Annotated in this window: 25 protein-coding genes; 8 read left to right on the forward strand and 17 right to left on the reverse strand. The window is 40.0% G+C overall.

Features of this window, described 5'->3' with window-relative positions; all coding sequences use genetic code 11:
* Window positions 1-173: 173 nt before the first annotated feature.
* The 3 genes from GLIP_RS04870 to GLIP_RS04880 all read right to left on the reverse strand — a co-directional run bounded on the left by GLIP_RS04870 (window position 174) and on the right by GLIP_RS04880 (window position 2,283).
* Window positions 174-1,124, reverse strand: coding sequence for a DUF4097 family beta strand repeat-containing protein (locus tag GLIP_RS04870; protein ID WP_008843472.1), 951 nt, complete (start codon window positions 1,122-1,124; stop codon window positions 174-176).
* Window positions 1,125-1,214: 90 nt separating this feature from the next.
* On the reverse strand, window positions 1,215-1,724 hold the full coding sequence (locus GLIP_RS04875; RefSeq protein WP_008843473.1) for a hypothetical protein: 510 nt from the start codon (window positions 1,722-1,724) through the stop codon (window positions 1,215-1,217).
* Window positions 1,717-2,283, reverse strand: coding sequence for an RNA polymerase sigma factor (locus GLIP_RS04880; protein ID WP_008843474.1), 567 nt, complete (start codon window positions 2,281-2,283; stop codon window positions 1,717-1,719). The genes GLIP_RS04875 and GLIP_RS04880 overlap by 8 nt, the downstream gene beginning before the upstream one ends.
* A gap of 288 nt (window positions 2,284-2,571) precedes the next feature.
* Between GLIP_RS04880 and GLIP_RS04885 the strand changes: the two genes are divergently transcribed.
* Both GLIP_RS04885 and GLIP_RS04890 read left to right on the forward strand, forming a co-directional pair.
* A complete protein-coding gene (locus tag GLIP_RS04885; RefSeq protein WP_008843475.1) occupies window positions 2,572-3,477 on the forward strand; it encodes a universal stress protein in 906 nt (301 codons plus the stop codon).
* A 30-nt stretch (window positions 3,478-3,507) separates the two neighbouring features.
* Window positions 3,508-4,038: a DUF5655 domain-containing protein gene (locus GLIP_RS04890; RefSeq protein WP_008843476.1), complete on the forward strand. Its 531-nt coding sequence runs from the start codon at window positions 3,508-3,510 to the stop codon at window positions 4,036-4,038.
* A gap of 131 nt (window positions 4,039-4,169) precedes the next feature.
* Here GLIP_RS04890 and rplI read toward each other — a convergent pair whose 3' ends face one another.
* From rplI to GLIP_RS04920, 6 genes are all read right to left on the reverse strand, one after another.
* Window positions 4,170-4,622, reverse strand: a complete 453-nt coding sequence (rplI, locus tag GLIP_RS04895; protein WP_008843477.1) for a 50S ribosomal protein L9 — start codon at window positions 4,620-4,622, stop codon at window positions 4,170-4,172.
* A gap of 28 nt (window positions 4,623-4,650) precedes the next feature.
* Complete coding sequence (gene rpsR, locus GLIP_RS04900; RefSeq protein WP_008843478.1) at window positions 4,651-4,878, reverse strand: 30S ribosomal protein S18; 228 nt, start codon at window positions 4,876-4,878, stop codon at window positions 4,651-4,653.
* Between the two features lie 11 nt (window positions 4,879-4,889).
* Complete coding sequence (gene rpsF / locus GLIP_RS04905; RefSeq protein WP_008843479.1) at window positions 4,890-5,312, reverse strand: 30S ribosomal protein S6; 423 nt, start codon at window positions 5,310-5,312, stop codon at window positions 4,890-4,892.
* Window positions 5,313-5,507: 195 nt separating this feature from the next.
* Complete coding sequence (locus GLIP_RS04910; RefSeq protein ID WP_008843480.1) at window positions 5,508-6,032, reverse strand: CC0125/CC1285 family lipoprotein; 525 nt, start codon at window positions 6,030-6,032, stop codon at window positions 5,508-5,510.
* A 32-nt stretch (window positions 6,033-6,064) separates the two neighbouring features.
* A complete protein-coding gene (locus GLIP_RS04915; RefSeq protein ID WP_008843481.1) occupies window positions 6,065-6,811 on the reverse strand; it encodes an anti-sigma factor family protein in 747 nt (248 codons plus the stop codon).
* Entirely contained in the window at window positions 6,808-7,299 is a 492-nt protein-coding gene (locus GLIP_RS04920; RefSeq protein WP_008843482.1) for an RNA polymerase sigma factor, read from the reverse strand. Before GLIP_RS04920 ends, GLIP_RS04915 begins: the two co-directional genes overlap by 4 nt.
* Window positions 7,300-7,429: 130 nt before the next feature.
* Here GLIP_RS04920 and GLIP_RS04925 point away from each other — a divergent pair, with 130 nt between their 5' ends.
* Window positions 7,430-8,767: a S8 family serine peptidase gene (locus GLIP_RS04925; protein ID WP_008843483.1), complete on the forward strand. Its 1,338-nt coding sequence runs from the start codon at window positions 7,430-7,432 to the stop codon at window positions 8,765-8,767.
* Between the two features lie 7 nt (window positions 8,768-8,774).
* On the opposite strand, the gene GLIP_RS04930 is transcribed toward GLIP_RS04925, so the two are convergent.
* The 5 genes from GLIP_RS04930 to GLIP_RS04950 form a co-directional block, all read right to left on the reverse strand.
* The gene (locus tag GLIP_RS04930; protein WP_008843484.1) at window positions 8,775-9,704 is read right to left on the reverse strand and encodes a surface lipoprotein assembly modifier; all 930 of its coding nucleotides are present in this window, start codon (window positions 9,702-9,704) and stop codon (window positions 8,775-8,777) included.
* 79 nt (window positions 9,705-9,783) lie between these two features.
* Window positions 9,784-10,587, reverse strand: coding sequence for a hypothetical protein (locus tag GLIP_RS04935; RefSeq protein WP_008843485.1), 804 nt, complete (start codon window positions 10,585-10,587; stop codon window positions 9,784-9,786).
* A 104-nt stretch (window positions 10,588-10,691) separates the two neighbouring features.
* The gene (locus GLIP_RS04940; RefSeq protein ID WP_008843486.1) at window positions 10,692-11,576 is read right to left on the reverse strand and encodes a DMT family transporter; all 885 of its coding nucleotides are present in this window, start codon (window positions 11,574-11,576) and stop codon (window positions 10,692-10,694) included.
* 38 nt (window positions 11,577-11,614) lie between these two features.
* Window positions 11,615-14,479 carry a tetratricopeptide repeat protein gene (locus GLIP_RS04945; protein WP_008843487.1) on the reverse strand — a complete coding sequence of 955 codons (2,865 nt, stop codon included), beginning with the start codon at window positions 14,477-14,479 and terminating at the stop codon, window positions 11,615-11,617.
* Window positions 14,480-14,715: 236 nt separating this feature from the next.
* The gene (locus GLIP_RS04950) at window positions 14,716-17,040 is read right to left on the reverse strand and encodes a carbohydrate binding family 9 domain-containing protein (protein WP_008843488.1); all 2,325 of its coding nucleotides are present in this window, start codon (window positions 17,038-17,040) and stop codon (window positions 14,716-14,718) included.
* Window positions 17,041-17,196: 156 nt separating this feature from the next.
* Between GLIP_RS04950 and GLIP_RS04955 the strand changes: the two genes are divergently transcribed.
* Genes GLIP_RS04955 through GLIP_RS04970 form a run of 4 tightly spaced genes read left to right on the forward strand, consistent with a single transcriptional unit; the run spans window position 17,197 to window position 19,498 of the window.
* A complete protein-coding gene (locus tag GLIP_RS04955) occupies window positions 17,197-17,832 on the forward strand; it encodes an energy transducer TonB (protein ID WP_052154930.1) in 636 nt (211 codons plus the stop codon).
* 28 nt (window positions 17,833-17,860) lie between these two features.
* Window positions 17,861-18,421, forward strand: coding sequence for a sigma-70 family RNA polymerase sigma factor (locus GLIP_RS04960; protein WP_008843490.1), 561 nt, complete (start codon window positions 17,861-17,863; stop codon window positions 18,419-18,421).
* Entirely contained in the window at window positions 18,414-19,028 is a 615-nt protein-coding gene (locus GLIP_RS04965; RefSeq protein ID WP_008843491.1) for a hypothetical protein, read from the forward strand. The genes GLIP_RS04960 and GLIP_RS04965 overlap by 8 nt, the downstream gene beginning before the upstream one ends.
* Before the next feature lie 5 nt (window positions 19,029-19,033).
* Window positions 19,034-19,498: a hypothetical protein gene (locus GLIP_RS04970; RefSeq protein WP_008843492.1), complete on the forward strand. Its 465-nt coding sequence runs from the start codon at window positions 19,034-19,036 to the stop codon at window positions 19,496-19,498.
* A gap of 339 nt (window positions 19,499-19,837) precedes the next feature.
* On the opposite strand, the gene GLIP_RS04980 is transcribed toward GLIP_RS04970, so the two are convergent.
* Complete coding sequence (locus GLIP_RS04980; protein ID WP_040521971.1) at window positions 19,838-20,104, reverse strand: YdeI/OmpD-associated family protein; 267 nt, start codon at window positions 20,102-20,104, stop codon at window positions 19,838-19,840.
* A 193-nt stretch (window positions 20,105-20,297) separates the two neighbouring features.
* Here GLIP_RS04980 and GLIP_RS04985 point away from each other — a divergent pair, with 193 nt between their 5' ends.
* Window positions 20,298-21,191 (forward strand): hypothetical protein, encoded by an 894-nt coding sequence (locus GLIP_RS04985; RefSeq protein WP_008843495.1) that lies wholly within the window; start codon window positions 20,298-20,300, stop codon window positions 21,189-21,191.
* 98 nt (window positions 21,192-21,289) lie between these two features.
* Here the strand turns inward: GLIP_RS04985 and GLIP_RS04990 are convergent, their stop codons facing one another.
* On the reverse strand, window positions 21,290-21,730 hold the full coding sequence (locus GLIP_RS04990; RefSeq protein ID WP_008843496.1) for a hypothetical protein: 441 nt from the start codon (window positions 21,728-21,730) through the stop codon (window positions 21,290-21,292).
* A gap of 122 nt (window positions 21,731-21,852) precedes the next feature.
* Window positions 21,853-22,203, reverse strand: a complete 351-nt coding sequence (locus tag GLIP_RS04995; RefSeq protein WP_008843497.1) for a hypothetical protein — start codon at window positions 22,201-22,203, stop codon at window positions 21,853-21,855.
* Between the last annotated feature and the right edge of the window lie 46 nt (window positions 22,204-22,249).

The raw sequence follows: 22,249 nt of genomic DNA on the forward strand, positions 1-22,249 counted from the left end.
TAAATCCGTAGGCTAGGGATTATCAAGGTGGAAAGCTAAAATCCTTTGCTAGGGGCTAAAGCCCCTACTACATTTCGTTGGTTGGGATTTATCCCGGTGGAAAGCTAAGATCCTTGCTAGGGGCTGAAGCCCCTACTACAGGGATTTATCTCGGGGAAAAATACAGATTATCCTTAATGTTTATCTACTTTAATTCTGCCGCTTACGGTTGATACCTTTACTTGGCCGTTACCACCATTGTGGGAAAACTCTAACCAGCGACTCGGTCCATATTTGGCTTTTTGTTCTTTGTCGCCTGTAATTTTATTAACGATTCTTCCACCTGCATGGCCTTGTAAATCGAACCGAGCAGAAACATCAGATTGAAAATACAGATTTACATTACCACCAACGCTACTAGCTCTCACGTCTCCTTGAGTGGCTAACTCCATTTTCGCGTCGACATTCCCGTTAACGGTATTTAGGTTTAAATGTTCTATTTTTCCTAAATTCAGATCGATATCTCCATTTACCGTTTCTGCCTTAACTTCTAAGCTTAATACGACTACATTAATATCCCCATTGACGGATTCATAAGTGGCTTCATTTGCTTTCGAATCTCGGTCTTTGATATCGCCATTGACCGTTTGGATTTTAATATTTCCCTGCAATGAACTGGCTTCAATATCCCCATTAACGGCCTCAATACGCAAACGCCCTGTTAAATTAGACACTTCTATATTGCCATTTACCGTGTCGATATCTGCGCTACCACGAATATCAGATACATCTACATTTGCGTTAGTTGAGGTATAGTTTACGTGGCTTTCATATGGCACATAAATTTCAAGTTCATCACCATCATCAGAATTCCAGCCCCAACTACCTCGATGATTTTTCACTCTCACTTTAATAATAACTTCGTTTCCATCGCGCTCAAAAATGAACTTTTCGGTTCTATCACCCAGCTCTCCAACTACGCGTACCTCATTTTTCGACCAGCCCTTAATATTTGCGTAGCCTCCTAGGTGCTCAATTTGCACATAACCGCTTTTATCGGCCTTTAAGGTTTTGTCTACCTTTTCACCCGCTAAAGCAAGCGTGCTTAGCAAGCAAAAACCGACACTCAATAATATCTTTTTCATTTTAATACCCTTATTTTACATTCACTGCTGTGCAGTGATAAAACGCTAGGAAATACAAATCGTTACAGCTCATAATAAATTGCATTTCCATTAAATTTGTCGCCATTTAGGCGAGTGAACCCGCTCTATCAGGTCAATCTGTTGTTGATGCACGTTTTGCAGCATTTTCAACAGTGCCATATTATTTTCATCATGTTTCAAAGCAGCTTTTATTGCTTCTGCTGCCTCATCCAATTCAGCCAATTGTTTTTGCCAATTTTCGGTCAATGCTGGCTGATCTTGAAATTTGACCAATAAAGCATTCTTTTGCATCTGATGTTGACTGCTAAGTGCACTGACCAGATCTTGTTGTGTCATTTGTTGCGTCGATGGATTTAAGGAAAACCAGCTAATGACTGCCACCAAGGCAAAAGACGCAGCCATCGCAACAACCTTAGGTGCAGTTGAATTAGTGCGACGTTTTTGTGCCTGTTGGTTAGGTGCAGCTTCCTCAGCTAATGCTATTTCTATTCCAGCCCACAGATCGCGTTCTGGTAGTTTTTCCTTATTAAGGGAGTCCAGTTGTGCACGTAGATCAGATTCAAAATTTCTATTACTCATAGCCCATCCACTCCTTTAACAACTGTTTAGCACGGTGAAATTGTGCTTTGCTAGAGCCAACTGCCATATTCATCATGCTTGCAATATCTTCGTGGCGATACCCTTCTATTGCATGTAATACAAACACGATTCGAGCGCGTTCGGGCAATCTTGATACATGACGTTCCAATTCACTTAAATCCGTGGCTTGATCCGCAGCATAATAATTCGCCTCTGTATCTTCGATATTGAACATTCGCTTCACCCACCCTCTCTGCTTGCGCAAGTAAGAAATCGTAATGTTTGATGTCACAGTATGCAGCCAAGTTGAAAACTTACTATCACCTTTGTAATTACCTATTTTTCGCCATAATTGAATAAATACTTCTTGCGAGGCATCCTCTGCGAGTGACTTATCACTGGTCAAGCGATAGCACAAACCATATACCTGACCAATATAAGTCTGATAGAGAGTTTGATATGCTTTTTTATCGCCTTGTTGTACCGCACTTATCAAGTCACGTTCAGACTTGTCTGCAAAAGCGCTTTGTGCAGAAACAACATTTCCTTGTATATTCAATGTGTTTATCGTTTTATTAGTGTGTTGAATGATTAGTCGCAGGGTAAAACAGAATGGTTTAAATCGCCAAAAAATTAATTTTTAAACTTTGACCTAATGATTTTCGGCTGTGGAAAAAAGTTTAATTTTATGAATAGATAACACTTCAAGTGGTAACTATTCACTTCTTAGGTAGAGTCTGCAATATTTCATAGGTAATTGTCGTATATACGTTTATTTTCTAACTATTGCAAAGATAGTCGTCTACAATTTTAGTTCTATTAGCTAGGGCATAAAGGTAAATCAATAATGAACATGGAAATCACCCCATTTGACCACATTTTAGTTGTGTTGCAGGCAGATGAGGACCCATCTATCCCACTGGCAAGAGCAACTAGATTGTGTAAAGCATTCTCAGGCAAGATGACTGTGTTTGTGTCACTTCATCGACTATTTTATCCAAAAGCGGATCTAGCTGTTTCGGATGATTTGCATGAAATAGTTACGAGTCAGAAAAATACAATTAGCAACACCTTGGAAAAATGGAATGCAAGTGAGTTTGTAGAAGATATTGTTTTGTCTTGGCAACAAAAACCATCTTTAGCTATAGCCAAGTTTATTGAGTCGAAATCATTCAATTTGGTTCTAAAAGCGCCTTTCCAGCAAAGCGAGTTCAAACGCCTATTTCGTAGTGGATTAGATCATTATTTTGTTTCTGACTGCCCCTTACCCATATGGATGGTTAAACCGAGACTTTGGGACAAGCAGCTCGAAGTTTTAGCATGTGTAGATATCAGTGATGATGACTTTGATAATCACGTGTTGAACCGAAAGATCCTAGCCGTCAGTGACAAACTTTCACAATCCATCAATGCGCAAATGCATGTAATTGATTGCTATGACGGTGAAATTGGCACGATGCATATCGATTACAATAATAAGCGTGGTTTTAAACGCGAGGCGACAATTCAGCAAAAACACATAGAAAAGTTAGAGTTGTATATAAAGGAATATGCTCTGTCTAATGATGTTCTGCATTCTGTAGAGGGCTTGCCTGATGAAGCAGTGCCAGACAAAGCAGCGAGCTTAAATGCCGAAGTTGCTGTTATTGGTAATAATGAAGATAAACATTTTATGGACAAAATGTTTGGAGATACTGCAATGGCGTTAGCCGAGGCCATGCCATGCGATATATTGGTTTTGAAACCTGAATAAGGTTTAACGAATAACGAAAAGGCTTGTTAGATGGAAGAAAATCTCAAAGAAAAAACCGGTAAAACCTTGGCTGAATGGAAAACGCTATTGGCGGCTCAACCATTCGAGAAGCATGGCGAATATATGTCTTTCCTTAAGGGTGAACATGGTATTACCCATGGATTTGCAAACTTTATCACTCTGAAGTTTCGCGAAGCCGACGCAGGCTCAGTGGATGCGGATGATTTGGTCGAGAATCAATATAAAGGTAAAGAAGCTTTAAAACCGATTTATACCTTGTTAGATGAAAAAATTAAGAACCTTGGAGCGGATGTAGAAGTCGCACCAAAGAAAGCTGCTGTCAGTTATCGGGTAAAAAGGCAGTTTGCGTTGGTACAACCTTCCACAAAAACCAGAATAGATTTAGGACTGAAGCTAAATGATACTCCCCATGAAGGTCGATTGGAGACCTCTGGACCATTTGGTAGCATGTGCAGTCACAGAGTGCAATTGACCGACGCCAGTCAAGTCGACGAACAAGTTTTAGATTGGATCAAAATGGCATACGAACAAGCAAAATAACCCGAAGGCCGGGATTTATCCCGATAGAATTCCAATGCAATGTCCAGCGGCTAAAGCCCCTGCTACAGTTTTCTCAAACCCATAAAAAAACCTCGCCGAAGCGAGGTTTTTAATATCTACATAATCTGAAATTATGCTTCTTGGATGATAACCAATTTAACAGTGGTCATTACATCTGAGTGTAACTGTAGGTCAATTTCAAATTCACCTGTTTCACGCAATGTACCAGTAGGCAATTTAACTTCAGACTTAGCAATTTCAACGCCAGCAGCCGTGATTGCTTCAGCAATATCACGAGTACCGATTGAACCGAAAAGCTTACCTTCGTCGCCAGCTGGTGCAGCGATAGTCACTTCACCAAGTTCAGCAATTTTAGCTGCACGAGCTTCAGCTGTAGCCAATGCTGCTGCGATGTTTGCTTCAAGTTCAGCACGTTGTGCTTCAAACTTTTCTACGTTTGCTTTAGTTGCAGGAACTGCTTTTTTCTGAGGAAAAAGGAAGTTACGTGCATATCCTGATTTTACAGTGACAGTGTCACCCAAGCCGCCCAGGTTGGCGATCTTGTCTAGTAGAATGATTTCCATCTTTGCTACCTCTTAATTACGCCAACGATTACTTGTGAGAATCAGTATATGGAAGCAATGCTAGGAAGCGCGCGCGCTTGATAGCAGTTGACAACTGACGCTGATATTTAGCGCTAGTTCCAGTGATACGGCTTGGTACGATTTTACCACTTTCAGTGATATAGTTTTTCAGCAAAGCGATGTCTTTATAATCGATCTGGACAACACCTTCAGCTGAGAAACGGCAAAATTTACGACGTCTAAAAAAACGAGCCATTATCTGTCTCCTTATTCTTGATCTTCGGTGCTAGCAGACTCTTCAGCTGCAGCAGGTGCTTCTTCTTGCTTTTCAGTACGCTCTGAACGACGGTCATCGCGACGGTCATCACGGCGTTCTTCTTTCGCCATTGGAGACTGTTCAGTAACAGCACCTTTGGTACGCATTACAAGATTGCGAAGAATAATATCGTTAAAACGGAAAGCAGTTTCTAGCTCTTCAATTGCTTCGGCAGTCGCTTCAGCATTGATTAACACGTAATGTGCTTTGTGTAACTTTTCGATTGGATAAGCCAGTTGACGGCGACCCCAATCTTCTAGACGATGGATAGTTCCGCCGTCGTTTGTGATGATTCCGGTATAACGTTCGATCATACCTGGAACTTGTTCGCTCTGGTCAGGGTGGACCATAAACACGATTTCGTAATGACGCATTGTTGCTCCTTACGGTTGTAGCCTCTTACAGCTCAGCCAAACTGTATTGAGACAAGGAACTAAAGGTGATAGCTGATTTAAGGGCGCGAATTGTATATAAAGCCCGCACTTAAGGCAACATTTATTTCATTTAAAACAAAAGGCGGCTAAAGCCACCTTTTTTAGTATTTGAATACTACTAGTTTAACTCCTCACTCAGTCAGTGCTTGCTTTACCGCTTAAATTGTCAATAACATCTTGAGCACCGTAACTTTCTTGATTCGGTTTAGGTCCTTTCCCCATGCGAATATCTAAAATGCTGTGTACTTCCTTGCGAGAGTTGCTGTGTCCCATATTAATGTTAGCTCCAATCTCTGTTGATGGACGCTCATAAGTATCGCAAGTTAATAATCCGCAGTGGCGAACTACCTGTCTTTGTTGGCTTGCGCTAACAGAAGAAGCAGGTTGCAGTTTTTGTGACTCAACAAATGTTTCTTTGCTGGTTACCACAAACCAATCGAAACCTTGCTGCTGGGTTAATTGTGCAGACCTTAGTAGAGCAAAGTCTGCAGCATCAGCGACACTTTTAGAATACGTTTTAAACTGAACTCGATAACGATCATCAGTAATTTTTTGTTCGCTATAGCCCACTGAGCCATTTTTCGCTGGGCGATAGTCAGGTTTTGAAGCACAACCTGTAACAAATAGAACGATAGATAAACACATCATGATAGTTTTCATATTTCACCTCTTTATTTTGCTTGTACGCTAAATTAGTTTTGTACTTGCCAATTTTCGTCGATTGCTTGTTGCTCTTGAGCCCTATCCAGCGGCGCACCAACAATCATTTGATCAATCACTTTATCTAAATTCTGCTGGTTAGATGCTGTTTGATAATCTTGAGATATTGCTCCTGCTTGCTCACCTGATTGGGCCTTTTTATGCCACCCATTTACTTGCTTACACGCAATATTGATACTGCTAGTGTGATTGTTTGCTAATTGATACTGTCGGCACATTTCACCACTTTGGTTAACAAAACTGAGTTGTGATTTGATACTGGTACCATCTGAAGTTTGTTTAACTTCTCCACTCAAAGTGCTATCTAACACAGCAGCAATATTGGGATTTACCATAGAATCTGGCGTTGTCGAACTAAACGTCAACATGCCAACCACTGCGACTATTGCCACGCCTGCTGCAAGAGAGTACGGCAACTTGAAGCCTTCTGAACGGGACTTTTTAGCCGCCGTCAAAGGCACCACATTATTGGTAGTTAGAGCAGCGTTGTTATTCGTACCTGCATCAATTTGTTGGGCTAAAAACAGTAATTTTTGTGGAACATCGATATTGTCCATTTGCTTAGCATTGTCGATAACCCACTGGTCAACTTGAGACAAATCCGCCATTCGCATGACTAAGCTATCATCTAACTCTAGCGCCACACGCACCTGCTCCATTTCTTCTGCCGACAACTCTGCATCTAAAAATGCGCTCAACATCTCATCGGTAATATTCATGCTTTTTCTCCATGTGACAGTGGATTTACCATGTTCAGCAACGTCATTCTAGCTCTGGATAAGCGACTCATAACAGTGCCTACCGGAACTTCCATCGTGGCAGCCACATCTTTATATGACATGCCTTGCAACGCCACTAACGACAAGATTGAACGCTGATCACTGGGTAGTGAGTCCATAGCCTGGTTCACTTGAGTTAACATTGCCTGCGCTTCATGCTGAGGCTCTTGTTCATTTGACGCCTGCTCTTGTAATTCGGGAGATTGCGTCGCATTAAGCCGTACCTTGCGTGAACGATATTCATCAATCCAGACATTGCGGCACACTTTGAACGCCCACTTAAGGATCTCAACATCCTCTGGCGCGCCTTTTTTCAATATTTTCTCAAACGTAGCTTGAACTAAATCATCTGCATCAGCTGCGCTACCAGTCAACGAAAACGCAAATCGCCTCAACATAGGTATGATTTTTTCGAAGGTGTCAGTCATGGTTTTTACTCTTTTTTCAGTATCTTTATTAAGTTAACGAATGAACTAAAATTTTATTCCAAATAAAATGAAATTTATTTTTAGCTGAAACGTTTACTAATCAAGTTTAGTATTAACACAAGAGGTAAACATGACGCGAATCAAAATTACGATATTCAGTTTGTTGGCATTTAGTCAGATGTCTTCGGCACAATTAATTAATACTCAAGGCATTGTTAAGCAAGTTGAAAATATTGAAAAAACGATCGACCGTTTAGAGCAAAGAATAATCGCTGAAGAATTAAAAGAGCCCTTTGCGCTCAGTGAGTTGCCAGCGATAGAAAGCGTAATAACGGAGCCATTAACAACATTACCGAAAACTTTGGCGATAGGCGTTGACCTAAGCAATCCGGCTTTTATAGAAGTCGAATTGGAAGATGGATGGAGAGCGGTTCAAAACCAATGGATGATTATTGCAGACGAACAAACTAAACAGACTTTAATCGGTTTAGGTGCTGTGATTAATTCGGATTCAACATACTCGGGATTAGGACTGTCTGTTTTGCGATTTACAATTCCGTCCCATTTAGACTCAAAGTCCGCATTAGCTAAACATTTAACTCAAGACGCTTTTGTAACCTTAGATAGAAATCATATTTATGTGGCGCAATCCCAGACACCGCAAACCGCTTTTGATTCTGCAGAAAAGCAAATAGACCAACCAATGTGTAAAACGACTGCGCGAATCGGCATGATCGATAGCGCAGTCGCTCGAACGCACCCTGCGTTTACGAAAGCGAACATAACTGCCAAGTCTTTTTTAACCAATAACCTAAATTCTCCAGCCCTTCACGGCACCGCGGTCGCAGGGGTGTTAATAGGAGATTTCAACACCCTGACCCCATTATTACCGCAAGCGCATTTATACTCTGCAGAAGTGTTTTATCGGCAATCCGACTACTCCCAGGGTGCAACATTAAGCGCCATGATTGAAGCATTAAACTGGTTAGTAGAGGAAAAGGTTACAGTAATCAACATGAGTTTGGCTGGCCCAGATAACCGAATTTTAAATCGAATGATTACAGCAGCTATCCAGCAAGGAACCATTATCGTTGCTGCTGCAGGAAATGAAGGACCTGCTGCCCAAGCAGTTTATCCTGCTGGATATGAAGAAGTCATAGCCGTTAGTGCGTTCGACAATAGTTTAAAACCATATCGCTGGTCGAATCGAGGCGATTATATAGATTATTCTGCGTTGGGTGTAAACGTGATTACAGCTCAGGCGTTGGGGGGATTAGGCAAAGAATCTGGCACCTCGATGGCGGCGCCAGTTATTTCCGCGGCACTCGCATGTTTAGTGTCAAAGCAATCAACACTATCAAAGCAGGATATTGAAAATGTGCTGCTCTCCCTTACTAAACAATCTGTAGATTTAGGTCCCAAAGGGAGAGATCCTGTGTTTGGAATTGGGGCAATTCAACGTAAATAGTAAAAACTTAAAAAGTATAGTTCACCCCTAGGCTAGCAACATTTTGTTGGTAAGTTAGGGACTCGATTTGCGATTGATAATCGCCATGTTCAAACTCGGTTTTAACCGACAAACCTTCAAGTAGAGTCACCTCCCAATTGACCTGCAATACTTTTCTATTTTCATCCCGTTCTATTTCATTCGTTCCCTGAAGTCCAGTCACTTGCACGGTATCATAGTCTTTTTTTAAATATCGCCAACTCAACCCAACTTTAGAATCAAGACCAAATACATTGAATTTATGTGTGACTTTACTGTTTATCCCGGCAGCCCAATAATCAAACTGATTATCTTGTGCATTTTCTTTTTCGGTGCTTAATCCCAACATCAACATGGTTTGTGCACCATTTACAAAATGAAACAGATCCGCTGATGCACCTACACCTCGAGCATCACGTTCAGTTAAGTTAGTAAACGACTTGTCTTTGCTTTTAACACTGGTTCTTAAAAAAGTATTAGGTTGAAGAAATTTACCTAGATACACACTCACTTGTTGAAAGTCTAAGAAAGTGTCACCAGCTAACCTAGCATTTGCAGCGTCAAAACGCATACCTAGTTCAATTTGGCTAAACTTATAACTCGCATCGGCATTCAATTGATGTAAGGCTAAATCATATTGCGAATATTGATTATAATTTTGTTGAGAATAACTATAGCCGCTAGATAATTTGGCTTGTTGATTGATATTCCACTGCCCCTGGATAGTACCTTTCAATTGTTGTCCGCTATCACTTTGTTTAGACACATCGTCTAGCTCATCTACACTTAATGCAGAATTGTGCACGACGCCTGCACCTAACTCTCCGCTAAATACAAATTCTGATTGATTGTCGGCCCAAACCAGCGCGCTAGAAGTACAAGCCAAAACACACGTAATATTACAAATTAATAATTTCATATTGACCACCAATAGTGCTGAAAATAAATACCTAAAAAGCGCTGACAGAGTGTCAGCGCTATCGGGATAAGTAGACAGATTACAGACCTAAGTCTAAATCACCGGTAATGCTGTTAACGACTTCAGAGGTAGTCGCAGAGGCTAATTCACCATTGATTTGATCTGCTACTACAGTATCAATTTGGCTATTGAGAGTTTGTGAAATCGCGCTTTGAGTATTACTCGTAATTGAATCTGCAATAGTTGTGTTTACGGATTGTTGGATGACTTGTGATGCCTGAGAGGCCACATTTAACGCAGTATCTTGCTCTATGCTTGAAGTGATGTTGTTGGCAAGCTCAGAAGCACTATTTACATCAAGTGCGCTGTCTACAGCCGAATCAGATAGCAAATCGTTGGCGTCTAACAGTTGTGTTGATTCGCTTGCATCAATGCTATCAGCAGATTCCACTTCTGAACCACTAAGTAGATTGGTTTGGGTAACGGTTGTCAGAGTATTCGTCACAGCTAATGAACCCGTATTGGCGACATTAGCGCCTACGCCATCAACTGTCCCAGATAATGAACTAGTCACATCTGACATTGAGTTAGTCGCTAGGTCCTGACTTTGCTCTTCACCTTCCGTGATTGTTGACTCAGTTTGAGATTGTTCAGACGTTGTGTCCGTGTTTACTTGTGCATCAGTGTTGCTCTGTGCCGAAAAATCGCTACTTGCAGAAGCGTCGACAGTTCCTTCGTCTGCATTAACTTGTTGTGATACTTGGTTTTGATTGGATAACTGAATGTCTTGGCTTACTTGTACACTGGCCGCAAGAGCAGCACTACTAACCTGAGCCATACCAGCGATTACCATTATGTTTACAATTTTATTTAGCTTAGTCATCTTCGTTTCCTCATGTTTATTGAAATGACACTTGGATAACGAATGGAAAATGAATTTATTCCATAAAAACTAAATAAATTATTAAAATTTAATCATAATGCTACTTACAGATGTTCTAAACCGACTAATATTCCGACACCAATTAACGCGATTAATGACCAGATTGTGGTTCTCCCACTTACCTTTTCACCTAATACTTTAGCGACAACTAAAGACAGAATCACGCTCATTGCGAACAGCGTTTGCACCACCGCAGCTTTAGTGTAGGTAAATGCCACCATTTGCAAATATAACGCAGCAAATGTGCCTATAACCGTTGCTCCGACAAAAAATAACCAAGTTCGTTTAGCGTTGTTGGAAGTAGGAAGCCATTTTTGTTTGGTTAGTAGCATCAAAATAACAATAATAACTAAACCACCGATTAAGCGAATCTGACTAGCATTAAACGCATCTATTCCAGTTGAAGTAAGCATGTCTCGACTAATAACTGCACCGACAGCTTGGCACAATGCCGCTAAACCTGCATAGACATAACCGCTCAATTCAAACTTATCGAAGCTAGAGCGTTTTTGGATTTTAATAATCATATCCACTGAAAACAGCACAAGCGCGATTCCGCACCACTGTTGCCAAGTCAACCACTCTGCTATCCAAGCCATGGCTAATAAAGCGGTAAAAATGGGTGCGAGGGTTTCTGCAATCAAAATTGATTGGCTATCACCAATTTTATTCAGGGCCTGAAAAAAGAAAGTATCGCCTAAACCAATACCTATTACACCGCTGAATAACAGCCATAACATGGTATTAGTTGAAACTGAGACTTGGGGAACAAAAAACTCAGTGATAACCAACAAAATGCCAATTGCAGCTAAACCTTTCCACAAATTTAGCGCCAATGGCGAAAAGTTACTGCCTAAAATTCGAAACATACGAGCCGCAATAGCCCAGCACAAAGCTGTGCTAAGAGCAGCTATCTCACCTATCATCATTATTGGAATCTTTTAATACTGAATAAACTTAAAATTAATTAGGGTTGTGACGTGAATTCCCGAATTTGTTTGCGAACCGAATCACGTAATCGTTCAAGATCCTTATTTAACCACATTTCTTGGGGAACTTGCTCCCATAATCCTTGTAGTTTTTCAATTTGATCTTGAAAACTGTAATATTCCAGCGCGGCAATAAGTACTTTTGGTTTTAAAAGCTTATCACTTTCTACAAATTCAAAATTTATTTGGTTACGGTTAAGGTTAGCTAAACGAACTTTCCATTTAGTCGCTTCGCCTTGTGATGCATTAATAATAATCTGACTAGCGGATTGAAATGCATTTTGATCGCCTTGCTGATTGTAAAGTCTTGCCAACCAATATTGACGCTCATAAAACGCATCTTCCCAGTGCGCCATTAATTCACTTCTCACTTCGCCAACTTGCTGATAGCTAGCCTCAAACAATTCTTTAGCTTGTTCTTGATTACCCAATAGCATCGCAATTTGTGCCAAACCAGCATCACTAAACGCACTTAAATATTGCCATTGAAGATCTTCATTTTGGGCACTCAACCCTGAACTACTGGCAACCTTAAGGTCCTGTAGGGCTGATTCCGCTTGTTTATATTGACCGACTAACAGGTGGGCGTTAGCTAACTTCCACAGAGCATAGGCTGCGGCCATCTGATTGGCTTCTTTGTTTTCTTTTTTATTGATGAGCACGCGCAATCGTTGTTCACCTTTATGCATTTCTAATGACTCAGCGATTTTTAGTTCCGAAAAATATTTATTTGCTAACCAGGTATAAGCATCTGCCGCTTCCACCAAGTCAGTAATCTCCGCAACTGATTTACCTTTTTCCGCAAACTTCACAGCCTCAAAGTAATTTTGCATTGCACTTTCGAGTTGCCCTCTTTGTGCTGCTATTTTTGCCAAATTAGCGTACGCACGGGATAGCTCGACTTTGGCAACAGGACTATCAGGCTGCAATTCGACTAAATCAAATGCGTTGGCCTGATAAAACAAAAAGTATTGTTCGGCTTTTTGTTCATCGCCTGCACGCAGATGAGTCATCGCTATCCAGTAGTTGGCATGCGCCAATTCTAAAACATAGGTAAATCCATTGGGATGAATCTCGACCAATTCATTATCTAGCTCAAGAGTTTTATTGAACGCATCTAATGCGCCTTTGAATTCTCTATTTTCTAAATACACTTTACCGATTTTAAAAAATGTTTGGCTGCGGCTTAACTTTGAGGCTGTTGAGTCATCTTTAGGTCCGACCGAGCTTAAATATTCCAATGAACGCTCTGAGCTTTCCTGTACCAAGTCTAAGCGTCCAATACTTTCTAATTGGGCACCTTCTTCAATTAAAAACTCTATTAAATCATGGCTCTCCGCTAATTTGGCCTCAGCCACTTTCTGGCCTACTTTTGCGTCATAAGCGTTCTTTATCATGAAACCAAATAGCATCATTAACACAACAACACAGCCAAAAATTACCCGATACTTTAAACTGTCCCGTTTATTCGATGCATTAATCATGGATTTTAATGTATTGCTAATCGTGCCGCCGTGCTTGAGCACCATTTTGCCTTCGTCTAACGGTTTACCGGGGGACAACAAATAAGCTGAAGGTCTAGTTGCACTTTTCCACTCTGCAGCCTGCGCTTCAAGTTTGTTTTTAACGGCAAGTAGTTTTTGATGATTTTCTAAGGTTTCACTTAGTCTTGGCCAGTTAGCAAATAAACAATCATGACTTAAACTAATGTATTGATTACCGTCGACGCCAGTTTTTGTTTGCATGATGCCAATGTTTTCAAAAGCATCGATCAGTTCTTTTGCGCGATTGCTCTTGAACAAATCGCTAGACTTGACCCACAAACGTTCGTAATTCCCTTGATCTGTTAAAACAGCAAGGCGATTAACTATTCGATTAAAATGCTTTTTGGTAGAGCGGTCTAAAGAATCATAAGTTTGCTCGGTGATTTTTGCTATCGCGCGCTCAAGTCCCCCTAAATTACGATAAGTAGAAAAGTTTATACGGCCAGTTTGTGATCGATTTTGGTATAAGTGCCACATCACAAACTGCATCAATGGCAAGCTCTCTGGAAACTCAAACGCACGCTGAGCGATATATTCATCGAGGCTGGGCGTGTCACCATTTGCTTGCTCAAAATCGAGCTGATTAGTGATTTTCGGATTTACCATTTTCTTAAGTTGACTTAAAGAAGGAGGTAACACATCCATTTGACCGCCATTTTGCTTCAATCTAAGCAATGCCGGGTAGTCTGAAAGACTTTGGTAAAAATCGCTTCGCAGAGTTGCGATAACAAAGATTCCACATTGCACGACAATTCCAGCAAGAATATCAGTGAAATATCTTCGTTCGGTATACCCTAAGCTTTCAGTGAGAAACAAACTTTCAAGCTCAGCAATACCAATCGCTAATTTTTGTTCTTGCGGCCAAAATTCCATTCTTTGCTTTATCATCAATAGAAATTTGTCGGGCTGTTGTTTGCACATCTTTACGACGGAATTAACTTCCTGATTAGATATGATTTTACCGCCTGATATTTCCGAGATGGCTAAAATAAGCGAAGTAAAAGGATCAATACACAGATTGCAAGATGAAATAACACTAAAACGAAAAGATGTGTTTTGATCGGGAAAGGAAAGCTGATTTAATTTAGGTAAAATGCCTGCTTGCAATAAACTAGACTTACCAGCACCGCTTTTTCCCAATAAGAGTAAAAAAGGTTGTGCAGCGTTGGCTTTATTTTGAAGCTTAGAAAGTGCATTTTCAATAACATCTTCTCTTCCTTGAAAGTTCGCAGCATGTTCTGTTTCAAACGCATACAACCCGACAAAAGGGTTATCAATTTTTCGGTAACTTGATTCCAAAATCCACTTCCTAATTTAGCAAAATTTTGCAGCTTCATGCTTCGCTAAAACTCACTTTATGGCAAAACCATAAGTTCCTTTTACCCCTTGTGGATAATGTTGCCGAACGTGCCGATTCTTCTAGCCCTAGGCAAAAAGTATTTTCATCCACTAAAAAACAATAAGTTATCATCTATTGTTAATTTTCGCATTATTAAATTGTACTAAAAACCTGCAAATATTAATTACAAAAAATATTAATTCAGCCAAGCATAACTAAATTTCAAGAATATCGATTGTTCTGAAACGGTGCGCGCTTGAACGTTGTCATTTTGTATTGAATTGTCTGAATAACCTATAAATAACTTGGTCAATGGATTCAACTTATACGAATATAAAAGTTGCGTACTTAGCCCACGTTCTACACTTAAAATGTCATTGGTATTAACCGTATAATTATCTAGGTTTCTCTCGATATCAGAGTACAAAAAAATTAAACGAATAAATTGTCGTTGATTAAATTGATAAGTCAGGCGCGCATCGGTTAAGTTTGCGGTAAATAGTTTGCTTCCCTGCACGTCTAGTGTTCGGTAGGTGTGTCGCACATTAAATTGCAAATGCTTGCCTATGCTAAGGTTCATTCTAGGGCGTAAATTTAGCTGCTTACCAAGTCGGTTATTAGTAAAATCAATTTGATCACCATACTGACCATAAAAACTAAAATAAAGTGCAGAAGAAGGCCGCATATCAAAATATAGACTTGCGGAATCCTCTTGAAACAGGGTGGTGTTATTTTCAATTTGTAAACGGCTGCTATCTTGTCTCAAGCCAACCCTTTCGCGCGTTTGCAGGGTAAACTCCATATAGGTTTGGTATCGAGCACGAATACTGGCATGAATTTCCGCCTCTTTTTCTAGCAACTCACCTGCTTGGCTGTGGGTTGTATCCCAATCTCCAAAAACAGCAATCCGATTCCACCAGCTATTTTCGTTAAACCAGCGATATTCTCCACCAACAACGGTTTTAGTGACATCAATTGCTCTTTCAAATCCTAAATCTGCTCTAAAGTCTCGACTGTTACGAATATGATCCGCTCTGACACTCCAGTCTCGTTGGTTGTGGCGATAGTTAAGTTTAAATGCATTACCTCTAAACGCGTTTTTGTTACTTAACCTTATTTGCGCTTCATCACTAAACTTATCGGACAGTCCAAAAGGATATTGGGTTTCTGAACTAACTAGTTGCACTCTAAACGTATCTTGTTCGGTTATTTGATATTTGGTGTCTAGTGCAACAACATAATTATGATAACTATCCGACTCACGCGCAGTTGAGACCACGCCAAATGATATTGTTGGTGAGTAATCGAAACGATAGCGCAAGGCTAAATTGTTGGATTTTTCAGACAGTTCAGCCACATCAGACCCCAAATTTCCAGGAACCAGAAAAGTCGTCGTTTGATCATCTGCCATAAATAATCCTAAAGAATGTTTATCCACTCTTCCGGTCACTTTCAGTCCATAGTCCGGTGCATTGATGTTGCGAGTATGTACCAAATTAAAATTACTACTAAAGTAATCGATATTTTCTAAAAAGAACGGGCGTCTTTCGCCAAAAAACAATGCATTTGTATTGTTGATACTTAGCTGCGCGATATCTGACTCTACCTGTGAAAAATCTGGATTCAGGGTAGCCTGTAAAGAAACCTCTGGGGTGACTCCCCAAGTTAAATCTAAGCCTATTTCTTGATTATTAAAATCATTCCATTGATTCGATTCAGTCAGTTCTCGTTCTCGACTTTTACTTGCTACAACCGTGGGTATAACAGCAAAATTTCGTCCTTGGCTGGCTGCTTTAAAACCACTCACGTCACCCAATTGGCAAAGCGAGCATGCGTTATTACGATTGGTAGGAATGTTTGAAATTCTTAATCTTTCATCGCGGGGATAGAAACGCACAAACTCCGCTCCCCAAATTTTATTTTCTGTTCCTTCCCTGAAGTTTAATATTCGTAGAGGAATGGCCATCTCAACTTGATATCCCGTTTCTGTTATTTGTCCAACCGCATCCCAGACTCCATTCCAACTGTCACTTTCTCTGCCGGTCATTTCATTTTGGATTGAATCAGCTTGCACTCCCAGTGGATTAGAAAAAAACTGATACGCCAAACGGCTATCATTAAAGGTATCAAGCTTCAACCCGACTAAATCATCACTCCAAATTTTGTCCCGATCACGATAGTAAGCGCGAATATTCTGAGGATTAGGGTCATGGGCAATAAAGCCGATGTATAAAGTTCTATCATCCTCAAATACACGCACTTCGGTCGTGACCGGAGGAGCTGTGTTTTCATGAGGCCGGGTAATATAATTTAGACTAAAAACTTTTGCTGATTGCCATTGGCTTTCATTTAGTGCGCCATCTAAAACGATTGCTCCTTTCACATTTGGAATAATGATAGGTGTCGGTTTTGGGGCGATGCCCGGAGGAGGGATTTGAGCAATGCACACAGCGATTAGACGGATCTGTAAAAAGCTAACGTAAAAAATGCGTTTACATAACCTACCCAAACAAATCTGCAACGGAAGTCACCTTAATTTAATCTTAGCAAAGTTCCTTTTAGGACCCATTGAGAATAGAGCACTGTCAATAATCTAGCAATTAAACAATTATTTTAACCCTGTTCTCCGTTTAGCTGCGTTTAGTCATTAACAAAACCATAAAAAGAGGTAAGGACTATGCAAAATGTTATGATACAGCCAGCTCAAAACGACTTTCATAAAATTGGAACCTCCATCATTTTAGCGGCTTTAATGACCTTTGCTTTATTTGTCATGATGCAAAAGCTGATTGCTCAGGATAGCGATTATATCGCGCCGCCTGAAACTGGAGTGTTTATTGATCCGGTGTTTAACAGCCAAGATAGTAAAACAATTGAACAAACAAAAATAAAACCGATTGTGCCGCCACCCGCAATGCCAAAAACAATCCAACCTAAAATTGAATTTGAACCCAATGATTCTGATGTTATCTCAAATTTCACAGTGAAAGTGCCCACCCAGGAAATTGTTAAAGAGAATCAATTTTTAGCCATTGAGGATGCGGAAACCACGCCTATGATCCGAATTTCGCCTAAGTATCCCGTGCATGCAGCCCGTGATGGCATTCAAGGTTGGGTAAAGCTAAAATTTAGTATTGATGTAAGCGGTGCGGTAAAAGATATTGAAGTCATCGATGCGCAACCCAAACGGACTTTTGATCGAGAGGCACGTAAGGCACTTAAAAAATGGAAATACAAACCTCAAATTGTGGATGGAAAACCAGTGGAAAAAACAGGTTTAGAAGTTGTGTTAGACTTCAAATTAGATACCTAAACTATTTCACTGTTAAAAAGGACGTTTAGTGAGTTTAACATTAGCGATTAGATCTTTATTCACAAACGGTCATTCAAATGAATGGCTGGTTGTGAAATTTGCTCAAACAGGTGATAAAAAGCTATTTGAGTTACTTTACGATAACTGTGCAGATGACCTATATCATTTTTTGGTGACTCAATCAGATATACATCTAGCTAAAGATATAAGCCAAAAAACATGGTTAACCGTATTTGAAAAACCTCAATTATATCGCGAGTCAGGCCGTTTCAGTGCGTGGCTTTTTACAATCGCTCGTAACAAATTGCTTGATGAATTTAGACGCACTAATCGTTGGCAATCTATGACCGATGATATTCAAAATAAACAAAAAATACCCTTTGCATACACAGATACAATTGAAGATGTGTTTAATACAAGTTTAATGACATTGCCGTTTGAACAACGCGAAGCATTTTGCCTGCAACAAGAAGGATTTGGCTTACAAGAAATCGCCAATATCACCCGTAGTGGCGTTGAGACGGTGAAAAGTAGAATTAGATACGCGAAGAATTCGCTTCGCGAACAATTAGAGAAATATCATGACTAAGCCCAATGAACAAGAACACGGGTCGTCAAAACACAATGCACATTTTGAAACTCGCATTTCCGATCTTTATCAACAACGTAAATCTAAGACGAAATCCACTGCGAGCATGAAACGTCAAATATTGCAGCGCGCTGAATCTGAACCTGCCCCGCACGGATGGTTCCGCAGTTTCCAGCGTATTGCGTTTGCCGCTGGTACACTATTGCTATTAAGTTTAGTCGCTTTGCAATCCTACGAGTTTCGGCAATCCCCCAATAGGCTAGTCTACACTTCAGTAGAGCTTCACAATATTGATGATCATCAATCGCAAGATTACACGCAATTGAGTCAGCGTTATCAGCAACACTACCAAGACTACTTGCAACAACAAGCATTATTAGCCAGCCATCATCAAAAATCGGCTATTTTGACTCAATTTGAAAATGGTTGGGAGCTTAGAACCTGCAACCAGGAATTGGTAAAAATATCCAAAGAGCTGGTTGCCACACTTCAACAAATGAATTTAATAAATGGTCATTTTAAAAGTGGTGATAGTGTCGAAGTGGTGTTTAATGTGTCTGGTTTAATTGTTGGCATCAATCCTAATAAAACCATGTTGAAATGTTGATAAATATGGCGACAAATCAAATTCAGCTAAAAGGTGTTTTGATACAAGGCCATCAGGTTGCGTCAGGAAAGGGAGTTCAATCCCCTTATCCCGCCGGTACGATATATTTGCAAAAGCCGTTTTTCAAAAAGTTAGGTTTAGATTTAAGCAACCTATTTGAGGGTACATTAAATGTATGGTTACCCTGTGAATCCTTCAAAATTCTCAACCCTGACTTTTGTTTTGAAAATGTCACTTGGATTGAAGGATTTAATCAAGAAACATTTTCGTTTGTTAAATGCCAAGTTGAATACCAAGGAAATCAATATTCTGGGTGGGTTTACTACCCTCACCCAGAAACCAAAACACAACATTTCCAACAGCAAAATCTTATCGAAATTCTAGCTCCGTATATTCCCAATATCGTCTATGGTGATGAGTTAGCACTTACGTTTCAAACCGAACGAATTGCATTTTTCGCCCCCAAATAAGCCATCCTCCGCGGTTTAACAATTAATAATGACAGTTGTTTAATTGCTATATTGTTGTGGGGATAGATTGGGTTTATTCAGCAAGACAATCAGATAAATAAAGGCAATTATTGGCAGGAATGTTCCTGTAAACCCTATTACTGCTGACAAAAATGGGTTTTGCCCTTTTTGTTTTGCCAGAAAAAAGCAAATAATGCCGACCGAGGCAGCAAAAACCAAAATTAGCTCTGCAAACAATGTAGCATTGATATTCACTACGAACACCCCATAAAACTTACGTATTTATTTTTAAGAAAATATTTGAAAGTATCAACGAACCTGCTTGAGTGTATAGCAATTCTAATTGCCGTTTTTTTCTCGGTGAGAGCAGCCTGGCCAACAACAAGGACGTCTTTTTCCTTGTTTAAGATCATTACACATTCTTTCAATTCGCCGCTGTCGAGTATCTGCTTTTTTAGCATCAATAATCCAACAAATCCATTCGTTTCTCGCAAGTGGCGTGATTTCTTTCCAATAACCTAGAGCCATATCATCGCACATTAGAGAGTGTGCTAAATCATCAGGAACGGTATGTACAACACCACTAGCAAGTTCAACTTTAGACATTTCCGCCATTCCAAATTCATCCGCTTGATCTTGCGAGCATAGCCTAAAAGTGAATTGACTTAATGCTAGCATATGATGATATAGTTTAATTTAATCGAGAAAAAATCAACAATAAGTTAACATTTTACTCAATAGAAACCCAAGTTAAGTTCCGGAAAAAATGTATGGACATCAATAAGTTTAAGGATGAAAAGTGAAGTATTTACGTATTAATATGTGGTGTATATTAGTCTCAGTTATTGTACTTAGTGGATGTGTCGCCAGACCTTACGCCATTATCGACGGAACGCGAAGTAAAGCCTCAGATTTAGACAACTATGACATCACTATCGTGTCAATTGACGGAAAGATGGAAGTGGGCACACAAGTCAAAAACGTCAAACCCGGATTCCACTATATCAATGTTGTCACAACTAAAAACCTCAGAAGTAAAGTGTATGAACCACGCATGTTTCCTGTAGATGCCAAAGAATGTATGCGCTATGTGGTTACTGCCCAACATGATAATAATCTGGTGGACGATTGGGAAGTCAAGCTACTAAGAGAAGAACCCATTCTTTCATGTACTCCTAGTGAAAAAGAGCCTGAAGTAGAAACGATTCCTAGTTATTTAGCCCCAAATCAGACGGCTGTCTGTATTGATAAAAATTCACTGAATCAAAACCTAAGCCCTGTCGATTTATATCCTTCGATTATGCAGTGTATTTTAGATGGAAAGGCACAACAGGCTATCTACAACTATTTTCTAGCCAGTGCATATGGGATGTATGACGCTCAACGAGTGGTAGATACCACTTCACACCAAGCGATTAATATTATTCAAAAGCATTCTATTTGGTCTCTTACTGCGTTGGAGCAAGACAAATTTCAACAAAAACTAACGACGTTTATTGATACCCCAGAAAGTATGCAAGCAGCTTGTACATTCCTTCAATCATTGGGAAAACCAAACTATGTGCCAGAATATATGGTTGAGCATGGCGTTCGCAAACTGACCAAAGAAAATCCGGATGGATTAGCAAACGATTTTGCTGAAGACGAACACTGGATTTCCGTTTTGAGAAATCAACTAAAATGTAAAATATAGCGTTGCTTGCACTAAAGTACCGAGTTTGCCTGACCATTCATGGTAACTCGGGCTGCACTTACGCGCTTGGATAGTCATTTAGTGGCCCATAATGAAAGTCATAACTGCTCCCATCTATTTATAACGCCTAACAAATGAGCTATCCCAAAAGCGCTACAAATGACCGAGCTGATTATCCAAAAAGTCACTGAATTTTGTGTTATCGCTGGATGACTTGATACAAAAGGTAATATTAAGCCAGCAATTCCCCTTACTAGATATATGACGGTAATCAATATCAAAGCTAGCTTTAACAATGGAAGTTTAACGATTACACCTGCGCCAGAGAGAGCATATAGCCCCCAAACAAATAACATAGCGGCTATGGCAGATGTTATCAAAGTAGGTTGTACACTGCCTGACTCTGCCAACTTTGCCATGCCTTCTCCTGCACCTAAAACACGATACCAAGTTGCACCACCGATAATTGTGGCAATATGCAACATACCAGCGGTGAAGCTCAGTGCAGCAGCGATAATTAGCTGATAACTACCATTCATCCTATTTAGAACCCCTTAAAAGTGTGCGTTTATATTGACCATAATCGATATTCATTAAAGATTGTAGTTTAAGCGATGCTTTCACCAACACTATTTGCAGAAGATAAAAAAGCTTAGACAGCTTAACTTTCTACACTAATCTCACCCAGTTTTTGATAAAGTTGCGCCAGATTCTCTACCGCTTTTTCATACAGCTCTGTGGTTTGTGGATTGCCTTTAATCACCGGATGTTCTCCTAGAGACGATTCAAGGTTATTCAACAGTATCCAAGTTCGGTCCAAGGCTTCGTGATAACTGTACTTATCAATTGTCGAGCTTTGCATACAATCACCTTTGTCGCTAACTAGCATAGATTTGCCGTCTAATCGACGTCTTCGATTGCTTTCAAATTTAGCAAATCGTTTTTTCCCCCAATAAGCTCCTCGACCTTTCTTTGCACCATTATGCTCTGTTTTCTTTACTCCAAATGCCATGTTAAATCTCGCTTACCAAAAAGTGTCATTAAATATTATATAAGTA

The organism is Aliiglaciecola lipolytica E3 (assembly GCF_000314975.1).
GTDB classification, from domain to species: Bacteria; Pseudomonadota; Gammaproteobacteria; order Enterobacterales; family Alteromonadaceae; genus Aliiglaciecola; species Aliiglaciecola lipolytica.

What these genes read in the sequence shown, in the direction of transcription:
- GLIP_RS04925 (WP_008843483.1), top strand. Translation starts at nt 7,430, where the DNA reads ATGACGCGAATCAAAATTACGATATTCAGTTTGTTGGCATTTAGTCAG.
- GLIP_RS04920 (WP_008843482.1), bottom strand. Translation starts at nt 7,299, where the DNA reads ATGACTGACACCTTCGAAAAAATCATACCTATGTTGAGGCGATTTGCG.
- GLIP_RS04930 (WP_008843484.1), bottom strand. Translation starts at nt 9,704, where the DNA reads ATGAAATTATTAATTTGTAATATTACGTGTGTTTTGGCTTGTACTTCT.
- GLIP_RS04935 (WP_008843485.1), bottom strand. Translation starts at nt 10,587, where the DNA reads ATGACTAAGCTAAATAAAATTGTAAACATAATGGTAATCGCTGGTATG.
- GLIP_RS04965 (WP_008843491.1), top strand. Translation starts at nt 18,414, where the DNA reads ATGACTAAGCCCAATGAACAAGAACACGGGTCGTCAAAACACAATGCA.
- GLIP_RS04970 (WP_008843492.1), top strand. Translation starts at nt 19,034, where the DNA reads ATGGCGACAAATCAAATTCAGCTAAAAGGTGTTTTGATACAAGGCCAT.
- rpsF (WP_008843479.1), bottom strand. Translation starts at nt 5,312, where the DNA reads ATGCGTCATTACGAAATCGTGTTTATGGTCCACCCTGACCAGAGCGAA.
- GLIP_RS04875 (WP_008843473.1), bottom strand. Translation starts at nt 1,724, where the DNA reads ATGAGTAATAGAAATTTTGAATCTGATCTACGTGCACAACTGGACTCC.
- GLIP_RS04890 (WP_008843476.1), top strand. Translation starts at nt 3,508, where the DNA reads ATGGAAGAAAATCTCAAAGAAAAAACCGGTAAAACCTTGGCTGAATGG.
- GLIP_RS04980 (WP_040521971.1), bottom strand. Translation starts at nt 20,104, where the DNA reads ATGTCTAAAGTTGAACTTGCTAGTGGTGTTGTACATACCGTTCCTGAT.
- GLIP_RS04885 (WP_008843475.1), top strand. Translation starts at nt 2,572, where the DNA reads ATGAACATGGAAATCACCCCATTTGACCACATTTTAGTTGTGTTGCAG.
- GLIP_RS04870 (WP_008843472.1), bottom strand. Translation starts at nt 1,124, where the DNA reads ATGAAAAAGATATTATTGAGTGTCGGTTTTTGCTTGCTAAGCACGCTT.
- GLIP_RS04990 (WP_008843496.1), bottom strand. Translation starts at nt 21,730, where the DNA reads ATGAATGGTAGTTATCAGCTAATTATCGCTGCTGCACTGAGCTTCACC.
- rplI (WP_008843477.1), bottom strand. Translation starts at nt 4,622, where the DNA reads ATGGAAATCATTCTACTAGACAAGATCGCCAACCTGGGCGGCTTGGGT.
- GLIP_RS04995 (WP_008843497.1), bottom strand. Translation starts at nt 22,203, where the DNA reads ATGGCATTTGGAGTAAAGAAAACAGAGCATAATGGTGCAAAGAAAGGT.
- GLIP_RS04955 (WP_052154930.1), top strand. Translation starts at nt 17,197, where the DNA reads ATGCAAAATGTTATGATACAGCCAGCTCAAAACGACTTTCATAAAATT.
- GLIP_RS04940 (WP_008843486.1), bottom strand. Translation starts at nt 11,576, where the DNA reads ATGATGATAGGTGAGATAGCTGCTCTTAGCACAGCTTTGTGCTGGGCT.
- rpsR (WP_008843478.1), bottom strand. Translation starts at nt 4,878, where the DNA reads ATGGCTCGTTTTTTTAGACGTCGTAAATTTTGCCGTTTCTCAGCTGAA.
- GLIP_RS04915 (WP_008843481.1), bottom strand. Translation starts at nt 6,811, where the DNA reads ATGAATATTACCGATGAGATGTTGAGCGCATTTTTAGATGCAGAGTTG.
- GLIP_RS04910 (WP_008843480.1), bottom strand. Translation starts at nt 6,032, where the DNA reads ATGAAAACTATCATGATGTGTTTATCTATCGTTCTATTTGTTACAGGT.